At 37.9% G+C, this 11980-nt stretch carries 11 protein-coding genes; 6 read left to right on the top strand and 5 right to left on the bottom strand.

Features of this window, described 5'->3' with window-relative positions; all coding sequences use genetic code 11:
* The first annotated feature begins 107 nt into the window (after window positions 1-107).
* The gene (locus C0Z22_RS03390) at window positions 108-713 is read left to right on the top strand and encodes a YiiX/YebB-like N1pC/P60 family cysteine hydrolase (RefSeq protein ID WP_158246788.1); all 606 of its coding nucleotides are present in this window, start codon (window positions 108-110) and stop codon (window positions 711-713) included.
* 3 nt (window positions 714-716) lie between these two features.
* The gene (locus C0Z22_RS03395; RefSeq protein WP_158246789.1) at window positions 717-1340 is read left to right on the top strand and encodes a class I SAM-dependent methyltransferase; all 624 of its coding nucleotides are present in this window, start codon (window positions 717-719) and stop codon (window positions 1338-1340) included.
* Between the two features lie 25 nt (window positions 1341-1365).
* On the opposite strand, the gene C0Z22_RS03400 is transcribed toward C0Z22_RS03395, so the two are convergent.
* From C0Z22_RS03400 to C0Z22_RS03415, 4 genes are all read right to left on the bottom strand, one after another.
* A complete protein-coding gene (locus C0Z22_RS03400; RefSeq protein ID WP_146037773.1) occupies window positions 1366-1725 on the bottom strand; it encodes a hypothetical protein in 360 nt (119 codons plus the stop codon).
* A 237-nt stretch (window positions 1726-1962) separates the two neighbouring features.
* Complete coding sequence (gene nqrM / locus C0Z22_RS03405; protein WP_103216930.1) at window positions 1963-2175, bottom strand: (Na+)-NQR maturation NqrM; 213 nt, start codon at window positions 2173-2175, stop codon at window positions 1963-1965.
* Between the two features lie 32 nt (window positions 2176-2207).
* Window positions 2208-3227 (bottom strand): FAD:protein FMN transferase, encoded by a 1020-nt coding sequence (locus C0Z22_RS03410; protein ID WP_103216931.1) that lies wholly within the window; start codon window positions 3225-3227, stop codon window positions 2208-2210.
* Entirely contained in the window at window positions 3227-3619 is a 393-nt protein-coding gene (locus C0Z22_RS03415) for a nucleoside triphosphate pyrophosphohydrolase family protein (protein ID WP_103216932.1), read from the bottom strand. The genes C0Z22_RS03410 and C0Z22_RS03415 overlap by 1 nt, the downstream gene beginning before the upstream one ends.
* Window positions 3620-3782: 163 nt before the next feature.
* Here C0Z22_RS03415 and C0Z22_RS03420 point away from each other — a divergent pair, with 163 nt between their 5' ends.
* From C0Z22_RS03420 to lpdA, 3 genes are read left to right on the top strand one after another with little or no spacing between them, the layout of a single operon-like run.
* The gene (locus tag C0Z22_RS03420; RefSeq protein ID WP_233189685.1) at window positions 3783-6527 is read left to right on the top strand and encodes a 2-oxoglutarate dehydrogenase E1 component; all 2745 of its coding nucleotides are present in this window, start codon (window positions 3783-3785) and stop codon (window positions 6525-6527) included.
* 14 nt (window positions 6528-6541) lie between these two features.
* Window positions 6542-7774: a 2-oxoglutarate dehydrogenase complex dihydrolipoyllysine-residue succinyltransferase gene (odhB, locus tag C0Z22_RS03425; protein WP_103216933.1), complete on the top strand. Its 1233-nt coding sequence runs from the start codon at window positions 6542-6544 to the stop codon at window positions 7772-7774.
* Window positions 7775-7805: 31 nt separating this feature from the next.
* Window positions 7806-9209 (top strand): dihydrolipoyl dehydrogenase, encoded by a 1404-nt coding sequence (lpdA, locus tag C0Z22_RS03430; protein WP_103216934.1) that lies wholly within the window; start codon window positions 7806-7808, stop codon window positions 9207-9209.
* Window positions 9210-9229: 20 nt separating this feature from the next.
* Here lpdA and C0Z22_RS03435 read toward each other — a convergent pair whose 3' ends face one another.
* Window positions 9230-10144, bottom strand: a complete 915-nt coding sequence (locus tag C0Z22_RS03435) for a hypothetical protein (RefSeq protein WP_146037774.1) — start codon at window positions 10142-10144, stop codon at window positions 9230-9232.
* A gap of 166 nt (window positions 10145-10310) precedes the next feature.
* On the opposite strand from C0Z22_RS03435, the gene C0Z22_RS03440 reads away from it, so the two are divergent.
* Window positions 10311-11894, top strand: coding sequence for a PilZ domain-containing protein (locus tag C0Z22_RS03440; RefSeq protein ID WP_103216936.1), 1584 nt, complete (start codon window positions 10311-10313; stop codon window positions 11892-11894).
* The last annotated feature ends 86 nt before the right edge of the window (window positions 11895-11980 follow it).

Consider the following 11980-nt stretch of genomic DNA (forward strand, 5'->3'; position numbering starts at 1 on the left):
GCTATCAATCTAGTTACTTACTTAGTATAACAGCAAAGCCTAAGTTTTTAATAGTAGGGCAATTGCTGTTTTATCGTTTAAGTTTCTGTTATTACAGGGGTTTGGTTGTGAATTTTAGACGTTTGTTGGTGTTAATTTCTATTTTTGTAAGCCTTAAAACTGTGGCACTGCCATTAAGTGATCTGCAAACAGGTGATGTGATCTTGTTAGATATGGACTGTTTCAGTTGTGAGCTGATCGAAAATGAAACTGGTGGCCCATTTTCTCACTCAGGAATTGTTCTAAAACTAGGTTCTCAAGTTTATGTTGCTCAATCTCTTGGAAGCGTTCACCACCTGCCACTAAAATCATTTCTAGCATATTCGAATAAGGTCCCACACGTTATTCGTCCAAAGCATATTAATTTCTCAAAGAAAAGAAAATTAATTGAAAATTACAAGTCAATCTTTCTTGGAATGGACTTTGATCACGATTATCTTTGGGATGATGATAAGCTTTATTGTTCGGAGTTCATCTACAAGCTTCTTAAAAGCGTTTATGCTATTGAGAAGTTTAAACCAGCTCCAATGACCTATGATAAGAATCCTAAGGGATGGCAAATCTATTTCGGTGGAAAACTTCCTCCTAGTGGAAAGTTAGGGCTTTCTCCTAATGATTTCTTTTTCTCAACTGGTTTTGATGGTGACTTTAAAGATATGGGGCCGCTATATTAAATTGTGAATCAATTTAATCAGGCCCATAAAGAAAGCGATCACTTTCTCAAATCTCAGACTCTTATTGACTTAGTTCAAAAGGCCCTCACTCTTGTAAAGTTTGAGAGCGATAAAATTGAAGTCCTTGAGGTTGGATGTGGGCAAGGTCTAAATTTGGCCAATTTCAATTTCTCGCAATTATTAGGCATCGATATTTCTGAAGAGGCCATTTATAAGGCCCGCCAAAATTTTAACAATTTTGAATTTCAGTGTTTATCTAGCCTCAAGTTAGATCAGATCGAGCGCTCATTTGATCTTATTTTAGATGCTCACCAAATTCATTACTTACAATCTAAAGATGAAATTTCTCAGTATATAAGAAATGTCTTTAAGCGTTTGAATAGTGGGGGAGTTTTTTGTTTTGAAGCGATGGTTAAGAGCAAAGAGATGCTTCTTACTGACCTATCAGTTACAGTTCTCGACTACCTTGAATATGAGAAGATCGTGACTGAAGCAGGGTTTCGCATTATCTATTTGATGCTGCCAAATGGGCGTAAAATTATTGCAGATAAAAAAAGAAGGGCCGCTCTTTCGAGCGACCCGGATGTCTTACTGGTCATTGCTACTAAGGAAGACGTAGCAAATTAGTTACAGATTCCCAAAATATTTCCGACTATTCTTCGTCGTGTGGAGTACGCCCCACTTCTAATCTTTTCTCCTTTTGTTGCTTGAGTCTTTCTACATATAGAAAACGAATATCTCTTGCAGTTAGTACATCTCCATTTGCTAATTGGATTTGTGCACCATCTTTAAATCCTTCTAGATTCCCAAAAGTCTTTTTAATTTTTGCAACACTTGTGATGTCGAGGAATTCACCATTGAAGGTCTCAATTGCCATAGCGCGATCTAGTTTTTGGATCTGCTCTGGCGTGATTCTCTTCATAGTTCTTGCGTGAACTTTCTCTTGGATTGTTATCGATAACATAACTAATCCTAAAGTGATGTAAAGTGCTCTCCTTAATGTACTTTTCATAATGGCCTCTTTTCCGCTAAGTTCGTTCTTCCTGAAGCCTTCAGCTTTAAACATCCTGTTTAAGAGCTTTGTTGCTATAGTAAAAGCATGAACTGTGCCAAAAATTGAACACGTACAATCAGCTACTTAGATATTTATGGGTGGTGTCGTATGGGAAAGGGGCGCTTTTTGGCCCTATCTATGAACAACAAAGGCCCCAAAATGGGGCCTTTATGCATATTTGATTTGTATTTTAGATTAAGCTTTTAGACAGTCTTCGGCCTGCTCTGGATTTTCTGTACACTCATCCTTCTTGTCGCAGAATTGGCAATCTTCACCAATCAGCTTTCCAAGTCCACCACATGAGCCTTGTAGCTTACGGTTAGAAATAATTACACCAACGGCCATTCCTGTAATTGATAGAGCAAGAACAGCGAAAGTAATTAGGAATAGTTTAATGTTAGCATCCATAAAATTCTCCAATAGAAAAATATCCGATTAGATTACTCTGTCACCTTATCAAATCCTGGCGTTGATGTCTCTAAATACTTTGCTGAACCATCGTCAGAACGATAGATGAAGAACGCCTTCAAGTTATTTTCTTTAGCGTAAGCAATTGCTTTCTTTGCACCCATGGCCATAAGGGCCGTTGCCCAAGCATCCGCATCCATACAAGTCTCAGAGATAACACTAACCGAAGCAAGTTGAGATTCAACAGGTGAACCTGATTTGAAATTTATTGTATGCTGGTAGCGCTTGCCACCTTCTTTGAAAAAATTTCGATAGTCGCCAGATGTTGCTAAGGCAACATTCTTGATTTTCACAACCTTCACAACTGGATTACCATCTTTATTACTAGGGGACTCAACACCAATACGCCACGGGCGTGTTAGAGATTCGCCCATTGTTCTAACTTCACCGCCAACTTCGACAAGAGCATTCTTAATTCCTTTGGCCTGTAGAAGTTCAACAAGTGCATCAACACCGTAACCCTTGGCCGAAGCAGATAAATCAAGATACACACCATCAATACTTTTTGTTAAGACGCCATCTTTAAAGATTATCTTTTCGTAACCAACTTTCTTCTTGGCCTCTTCAATATCTTCTTTTGAAGGAATCTTGCGTTTTCCAGTTGGACCAAATCCCCAAAGGTTTACAAGCGTTCCGATTGTTGGATCAAATGTACCATCAGTCTTCTTTGCAACGTCTAGGGCGTGCTTTAGAGTTCTGCTAAAGTCTGGGCCTGGATAGAATTTTTCACTCTTGGCCATTTTATTAAAGAGTGAAATTTCTGAGTCATTGATGTAAGTACTCATGGCCTTGTTGACTTCATCTAATCTTATCTCAATATCTTTTTTTACCGAATCCTCGTCGAATCCATTAGGTGCAAGATACTTGATATGGTATGTCGTACCCATGGTCGGGCCAGTGGCACTATAAATTTGCAGTTTTTCACTTTGACATGAAGTTAACAGGCCTAATAAAAGGCCCATTCCAAATATAAAGATTTTGTTAATTCTCATTAATTAAACGCCTGTTCCTCAAGAATTTTTCTTTCGCTATCTAGGTCTCTATTGTCGGCCTTTTCTTCACTAAATTTTTCGCCGTAGCGCGCCTTAAGCTTTGTGATATTGCGCTCCATTACATCTTCAAATTTAATCCCAAGTTCATCACCAACGATGGCCATGTACCAGAAAAGATCACCAAGCTCTTCTGCTAGATTTACTCGGTCAAGCTCCTTACCATAGAATATATGCTTCTTTAGAGCATCGAGGAATTCTCCAGCTTCCGTCGAAAGACCAATTCCAGCGTGAAGAAGTCTCTTAATTCCATCGTCATTTAGACGTGTGTTCATCGCATCAAAATCTCTTGATTCTGTTCTAATTGCATCACTCATATATTTTTGTGAGTCCATAATTTCTCCTGTGAAAAGTTGGGTAGTTGATCGAACTTTATCACTTTGATTTTTATCTAGTCAAAGCTTGCCTGTGCAAAAAGAAAACTTCACGAACTGTTAAGATATAAGGTATATTAACGTGCCTAAATTATTAATTTTGTAATAGCCGCAAAGCGGTAAAATGGATTTAAATCAAATGGATAAATTCGACTTTTCAACACTATCAAGTTCAGACATTTCTTACATTGACTCTCTCTACGAACAATACGAATCAAACCCGATGGAAGTAGAAGAAAGTTGGCGCAACTTTTTTCTAGGTTTTGAATTCGGTGCCGGTAAAGGTAGCACAAGTGCCGGTGGTGAAGTAAGTGATGAGAAGTTACGTAAAGAATTCAACGTATTCAGACTAATTCAATCTTTTAGATCAAGAGGACATCTTCTTTCGGATACAAATCCAATTCGTCCAAGACTAGATCGTCATGCACGTATCTCTCTTCAAGACTATGATCTAACAGATGCTGATTTAAACGAAGTATTCACTTGTGGTGAGTTTGTTGGCCTTGGTGCTACGACTCTAAAAAATATCATGGACCACATGATGAAGCTTTACTGTGGAAAGATTGGTGTTGAGTATATGCACTCAACTGATACTGAGATGAGACGTTGGTTTAGAGAAGAGTTTGAAACAACTTACCTGAACAAAAATTTCGATGTTGATAAGAAAAAAAGAATCCTACACAAATTGAATGAAGCAAATGTTTTTGAAAACTTTCTTCAAACAAAATATACGGGACAAAAAAGATTTTCACTTGAAGGTGGAGAATCGACAATCCCAGGGCTTGATGCATTTATTAACGAAGGTGCAAGACTAGGTGCTAAAGAATTTATTATTGGTATGGCACACCGTGGACGTCTAAACGTTCTAGCTAATACTCTAGGGAAAACTTATGAGTATATCTTTTCTGAATTTGAAGGAAACTCTCTTGAGCAACTTGCTGGTCAAGGTGATGGTGATGTTAAGTATCACATGGGCTTCACTTCAGTAACTAAGACTGAAGATAATAACGAAGTTTACTTAAAGCTTCTTCCAAACCCATCACACTTAGAAACAGTTTCACCAGTAGCAACTGGTTATGCTCGTGCTCAGATTGATATTGCTTACGATGGAGATGAGAGCAAGATTATCCCAATTGTTATTCACGGTGATGCGGCCGTTGCGGGACAAGGGATTGTTTACGAAACACTTCAAATGTCTGAGCTTCCAGGTTACCGCACTGGTGGATCTCTTCACTTTGTTATTAATAACCAAATTGGTTTTACTACTGACTTTACAGATGCTCGTTCATCACACTACTCAACATCTGTTGCTAAGATGCTAAATATTCCAGTTATTCACGTAAATGGTGATTGTCCAGAAGACGTTGTTTACGCATGTGAGCTTGCAGTTAAGTTCAGACAAAAATTTAAGCGCGATGTTTTCGTTGATATGGTTTGTTACCGTAAGCACGGACACAACGAAGGTGATGAGCCGAAGTATACTCAACCAGAATTATACGGGATGATTTCAAAGCATAAGAATCCTCGTGAAATGTATATTGAAGAGCTTGCTAGTCACGGTGCAGTTGATAAGGCCGTGGCAAAAGAAATGCAAGAAGAATACAAAAACCTTCTTTCGGATCGTTTTAACAATGTTAAGCAAAATGTAATTCCTAAGAAAGTTCCAGGGCCTCACCAGCAGTGGAAGAACGTTCGTTTTTCAACTCTAGAGGATTTTACTAATTCACCTGATACAAGTGTTGATAAGAAGACACTTGAGAATATTATTTCATCAATCACGCAGACTCCTGAAGGATTTAAAACTCTAAGAAAAGCGCAAAAGCTTCTTGATCAAAGAAAGGCTTCTTTTGAAAATGGTCAAATTGATTGGGCACTTGCTGAGTTATTTGCGTACGGCTCGATCCTAACTGAAGGTAACGATGTACGCTTCTCTGGTGAAGACGTTATTCGTGGGACATTCTCACACCGTCACGCAAAAGTTTTTGATGAGAAAACAAATAAAGCATACTGTGGCCTTGAGCACCTAACGACAGGTCAAGGAAACTTCTATATCTATAACTCACTTCTTTCTGAGTATGCGGTACTTGCATTTGAATATGGTTACTCGCAAGCAACACCTCACGCTCTTAATATCTGGGAAGCACAATTTGGTGACTTCACTAACGGTGCTCAAATCGTAATTGATCAGTTCATTTCAGCAGCAGAAAGTAAGTGGAGAAGAATGTGTAACTTAGTAATGCTTCTGCCTCACGGTTATGAAGGAGCAGGACCTGAACACTCTTCTTGTCGTCCAGAAAGGTTCTTACAGCAATGTGCTGAAGAGAATATGGTTGTTTGTAATATTACAACTCCAGCAAATATGTTCCACGCTCTTAGACGTCAGCTTAAGTGGGAGTTTAGAAAGCCTCTTGTTGTTTTCACTCCGAAGTCACTTTTAAGACATCCTCTATGTCAGTCAAAAGTTGAAGACTTCACAACTGGTAAGTTTGAAGAAGTATTTGATGATACTTGGGTGAACCCAAAAGACGTTAAGAAGGTCGTTCTTTGTACAGGTAAGATTTACTACGATCTACTTAAGTACCAACAAGAAAATGATCGTAAAGATGTTGCAGTTGTTCGTCTTGAACAATTATATCCTCTTCCAACTGAAAAAATTAAGGCGATCCTTGATAAGTATCCAAACGCAACACATCGTTGGGTACAAGAAGAGCCTTCAAATATGGGAGCATGGATGCACTTAAATCGCTGGCGCGATACTTTTAGAGATATTGATTGTATCTCAAGAAAAGCTTCGGCATCTCCTGCGACAGGATACGCTTCAGTACACATGAAAGAACAAGAAACAATTGTAGAGAATGCATTTAAATAAATAAGGAAAAGAAAATGGCAATCGTAAAAATTACTATTCCACCAATTGGTGAATCAATTACAGAAGTTGCTCTAGGTGAGTGGCTAGTAGCTGACGGTGACTATGTTAGTGAAGGTGATGAACTAGTTGAAGTTGAATCAGATAAAGCAACACTTCCTCTTCCTGCGGAAGAAAGTGGTATCATTAGAATTATCGCAGAAGAAGGTGCTGAACTTGAAATTGGTGCTGTTGTAGCTGAGTTAGATACATCTGCAGCTCCGACACAAGCTTCAAGTGATGATGCTCCTACAACAGTTGAAACTCCAAATACACCGGCAAGTGCTCCTGTTTCGGGTGGGGATAAGAATTATCCATCTCCAGCTGCTGCTAAAATTCTTGCAGAAAAAGGCGTTAGTGCTGGTTCAGTTGCTGGTTCAGGTAAAGATGGCCGTATCACTAAGGCTGATGCAATGAACGCAAGTGCTGCTCCAAAAGCTGCTCCTGCTGCCGCTGCAAAGCCTGCTCCTGCACAGGAAATTGCTGTACAAGCTCCAATGGGTGGTGCAAGTAGAGCAAAAGAAGAAGTAAAAATGAAGCGTATTCGTAAGACAATTGCTAAGCGTCTTGTGGAAGCAAAGAATACGACTGCAATGCTTACGACTTTCAACGAAGTTGATATGTTCAATGTAATGGAGCTTCGTAAGAAATATAAAGATGCTTTCAAAGACAAGCACGACATCGGACTAGGTTTCATGTCTTTCTTCACAAAAGCATGTACAAAAGCACTTATGGAAATCAAAGGTGTTAATGCACAAATTGATGGTGAAAATATCATCTATCACGACTATGCAGATGTTGGTATCGCGGTATCTACTCCAAAAGGTCTTGTTGTTCCAGTAATTAGAAACGCAGAAAGCTTAAGCCTTGCTCAAATTGAAAAAGAAGTAAGAAGACTTGCTCTTAAAGGGCGTGATGGAAAGCTTACAGTAGATGAAATGACTGGTGGTACATTCACTATCACAAATGGTGGTGTTTTCGGTTCAATGCTTTCAACTCCAATTATTAACGTTCCACAATCAGCGATTCTAGGAATGCACAATATTGTTGAAAGACCAGTAGCTGTAAACGGTCAGGTTGTTATTCACCCTGTAATGTACTTAGCACTTTCTTATGACCACAGAATCATCGATGGTAAGGAATCAGTAACATTCCTTAAGATGGTTAAAGAGATGATTGAGGATCCGGCCAGAATGCTACTGGACATCTAATAAGTATATTAAAGAAGATTAAGGATTATATATGAGTAAAGAATTTGATGTTGTTGTTATTGGTTCAGGCCCTGGTGGATATATCAGTGCCGTACGTTGCGCGCAACTTGGTATGAAGACAGCAATTGTAGAAAAATATAATACACTTGGTGGAACATGCTTAAACGTTGGATGTATTCCATCGAAAGCATGGCTTGATTCAAGTGAGAAATTTCATGAAGCAACTCATGAATTTGAAGCACACGGAATCACAACAGGTAAAGTAAAGGCCGATATTAAGAAGATGGCAGAGCGTGTAGCTGGTGTTGTTGCAGATACTTCTGGTGGTATTACTTACTTAATGGGTAAGAATAAAGTTGAGACTTTCCATGGGTTTGGATCTTTCGTTGATGCTCACACTCTTAAAGTTTCAGGTGAGAAAGAGGAAACTCTTAAGGCTAAACACTTCATTATTGCAACTGGTTCAAAGCCAGCGACAATTCCTGGGATTGAAATTGATAAAGAAAGAATTATCACTTCAACTGAGGCCCTAAAGCTTGAAACACTTCCAAAGCACTTCATCGTAATTGGTGGTGGTGTTATTGGTCTAGAGCTTGGTTCAGTATTTTTAAGACTTGGTTCTAAAGTTTCTGTTGTCGAGTATGCAGATTCAATTCTTGCGACAATGGATAAAGACTGTGCAAAAGAGATGACTAAAGTTCTTAAGAAACAAGGTATGGAATTCTATACTGGTCACGGTGTAACTGAAGTTGTTAGAAAGGGCGAAAAAGTAATCGTAAAAGCTAAGAATAAGAAGAACGATGAAGAAATCAAATTAGACGGTGACTACTGTCTAATGGCAGTTGGGCGTCGTCCATATACTGACAATCTTGGTCTTGAAAATGCTGGTGTAAATCTTGATGAGCGTGGGCGTGTTATCACTGACGATCATTTAAGAACTAACGTTTCTCATATCTATGCAATTGGTGATGTTACAACTGGTGCTATGCTTGCTCACAAAGCTGAGGAAGAAGGTGTTGTTTGTGCTGAAATCATTGCTGGTCAAAAACCACATATTAACTACAATCTAATTCCTGGTGTTGTTTATACTTGGCCAGAGGTTGCTTCAGTTGGTGTAACAGAACAAGAGCTAAAAGCTAATAAGACTCCATATAAAGCAGGGAAGTTTCCATTTAAAGCAAGTGGACGTGCTCGTGCTTCAAACGAATCAGCTGGTTTTGTAAAAGTACTTGCTTGTAAAGAAACAGATGAGATTTTAGGAGTACACATTGTCGGTCCTCGTGCTGCTGACTTAATTGCAGAAGCAGTTGTGGCAATGGAATTTAGAGCTGCTGCTGAGGATATTGGACGTATTTGTCATGCGCACCCAACTTACTCTGAAGCATTTAAAGAAGCTGCTCTTGATGCTTTTGATAAAAAACCACTTAACATCTAAGCAAATATTTAAAAGGCACCTTAGGGTGCCTTTTTTATTTCACCTGAAGACAGCTCAAAACTCCCATCCAAAAATATTTTTCGAATTAAATAACCATCAACTTTTTCATTTGCTCGACGCTTTTGAATGAGAAGTTGTATCGGTTTTGAGAAGTTACAAGAGTTGGCCGTCTCTAAATCTTCATTATAGAAAATTGTTCGAGGTGGACACTTAAGTTCAAGGGTAATTTTATCTTTCTCATCAAAGTAGTGGGCTAGGCCTTCTGAGTCTGCTAACCATGGCCTTTGATCGTTGACGATGATAACTTCATCTTCTTTTTTTTGAAACGCTTTAAATGCCTTATATAAGCTTGATTCTGATGGCCTTGTAAAAAGATAGCTATGAGGATTGTGACGGGCAAAGTTTAGTTTTGTTAGGACTTCTTTTTGAGAAAAGCTATGTCCTAAACGGTTTAGAAGTTCGCCATGCGACTCAATAGCAACGACAGGAGCATTAAGTTGGGTGATAATATCATCAAGAATTTTACCAACTGGAAAATAGAGAAAGAAGTAATCAATTTTATGGTTTTTAATTAATTCCTCTTTAAAGACATCGTTGATAAAAATATGTTTTGTGTCTTTGAGTTTGTCGAGGCCATATTCGATGCGCTCTTTGACTGGTTCAATACTAATGACTTTAATATTTGGAAAGAAGTGATTGGCCACGAATGCCATCTTTGCATAGGATGCGCCAATATCACATACTGTGAATTCTTTATAATTCTCTAATTCATTTAGCTTTTGTAGAATTTCATAAAAGTCTAAGAGTGAGGTATTAATGGCCTCTTCTTTTAGGCCACATAGGTAGAGTTCTTCGGAAGATTTTAAATTATTCTTATTTAAAAGTTCTTCGATGATTTCAATAACTTCTGTTTGAAAGCCTATTAAATCGGCCAATTTTTCTTCTTTTTTTTGTAAGTGGTTTTTATTGTAATTATCCAAAAATCAATACCTTATTTGGTTTCAAATAGAAGTTTGTAAACAAAAACAGAGTAAATAGCTAATATTATTAAATTTTAGTTTAAATCTTACCGATATACTAGAAAGAATAGTAGAGGAAGTATTGAAGAAACTTTTCATTGCAGACACATTCACAACTTTTAGAGAGATCGATCTTAATGATCTCTATATTGAAGCGCTTTCTGGAATCGTTTTTTCAAACCAATTTGGTTTTGACGTTAAAAAGTCTCAATGGGTTGAGTTGTCTAAGATGAGTTTACCTCGTGTAATTACAGATGCTCTTAAGCAAGCTCCTGAGACATTTGAAAAACCAGCTTCGGCACCAAATGGATACAGTATTAAATTGGAAGAATTAGAAATTAAGAATAATCATAATAATGATCTATTAGATGCAATTTCAAAAATTGTAAAAGAAGAAGTTTCTGCAATTGGTGTACAACTTCGAGAAGAGTTTAGTGAGAAAATTTCCTCTGTAGAAGAGAGAATCGGTGATATCACGCAACTTGTTGGCTCTTCGAGTGGTGATCGTAGTGAGGCCATTCTTACAAAATTAGAGTCTGTGTTAGATGAAACAAGTTTAATTAGCGATGTAAATCGTAAGATTACAAAAGTTCTATCAACAACGCGTGAACTTGAGGATGGAAATACTAATACTCAAGAATATCAATCAAAGTTTAATGCTCTTAAAATAAAATATAAAAATCTTGCAGTTGAAAATAAATTAGCAAGAAAGAATCTTTCAAAGGTTATTGCTAAGGCCAAGGCCTTAAATGCTAAGTTAGAAGTCGCTGAACAAGAGTTAGCAAATTTTAAATCATACACAGATAGCAAGATTGGAATTTCGGCCGTAAATGATTCAGTTGAAATTGAAGAAGTTGTTAGCGAAGATAACACTCCAAGTACTCCAAAGATTAACCTCATTCCTCGTGACTCTCTTGTACTAGAAGACGAAGATCGTACGGTTGAAATTGATCTTAGTGAAGAGGCCACTGGTGAGTTTGATATCTCTAGTGGAGGGCTTGAAATTGCAACACGTGCACAAGCTGATGATGAAGAACTTGATCGCTTGAATATAGAAGGCCTTAAGAACGGTAAGTCGTTTGAAATTTCAAATAAGAAAACATGGCAATACGATACAGGAGCTGGCGTTGTCGGTCCTTTACGTTTTGATGAAATGCTTGTTGATTTTGAAAAGAAGATTGTTACGTCTTCCACTCTTGTTAAAAAGAAGGCAGGTGCACCTTGGGTTGCAGCAAAAGACTGTCTTGAGCTTAATACACAAGCACAACTAATATTTGAAGATAAAGAAAATCCTGAAAATAATAAGTATCAAATCGAAAGAACTGAGTATCGTGTCGAATTACAAGAACTAGTTTCATTCTCGCTTGTTGGTGTTCAAAAAGAGTATAAGGGATACCTTACTAACTTATCACTAAGTGGTGGCTTTGTTGAAGTGACTAAGTTTGAGAAAGAACTTGACAAAAATACTCGTGGAACGATTTATATCTCAGAGGGGATTTTTGGCCGCGCTGTCGCTATTGACTTCACAATCATGAGGGCATCTAAGAATCGTCCAAGAGGCTTTGGTCTTCGTTTTGAGTCTGTTTCAGACGCAATTATGGAAGTTATCGGAGAGTGTATGATTGATATTCTCAACGATAATGAAGAAGCAAAAAAAGCAGCTTAATCAACTATTTCGCAATGCATATTAAAAAAACAGACTAGATCAGTCTAAGTTCTTGAAAAAATAAGGCTCTTCACACTTGAAGGTGT

Source organism: Halobacteriovorax sp. DA5, from assembly GCF_002903145.1.
Lineage (GTDB): Bacteria > Bdellovibrionota > Bacteriovoracia > Bacteriovoracales > Bacteriovoracaceae > Halobacteriovorax_A.

Excerpts from the sequence above, each read along its gene's own strand:
- C0Z22_RS03400 (WP_146037773.1), bottom strand. The coding sequence starts at position 1,725 with ATGAAAAGTACATTAAGGAGAGCACTTTACATCACTTTAGGATTAGTT.
- nqrM (WP_103216930.1), bottom strand. The coding sequence starts at position 2,175 with ATGGATGCTAACATTAAACTATTCCTAATTACTTTCGCTGTTCTTGCT.
- C0Z22_RS03410 (WP_103216931.1), bottom strand. The coding sequence starts at position 3,227 with ATGAGAATTAACAAAATCTTTATATTTGGAATGGGCCTTTTATTAGGC.
- C0Z22_RS03415 (WP_103216932.1), bottom strand. The coding sequence starts at position 3,619 with ATGGACTCACAAAAATATATGAGTGATGCAATTAGAACAGAATCAAGA.
- C0Z22_RS03420 (WP_233189685.1), top strand. The coding sequence starts at position 3,783 with ATGGATTTAAATCAAATGGATAAATTCGACTTTTCAACACTATCAAGT.
- odhB (WP_103216933.1), top strand. The coding sequence starts at position 6,542 with ATGGCAATCGTAAAAATTACTATTCCACCAATTGGTGAATCAATTACA.
- lpdA (WP_103216934.1), top strand. The coding sequence starts at position 7,806 with ATGAGTAAAGAATTTGATGTTGTTGTTATTGGTTCAGGCCCTGGTGGA.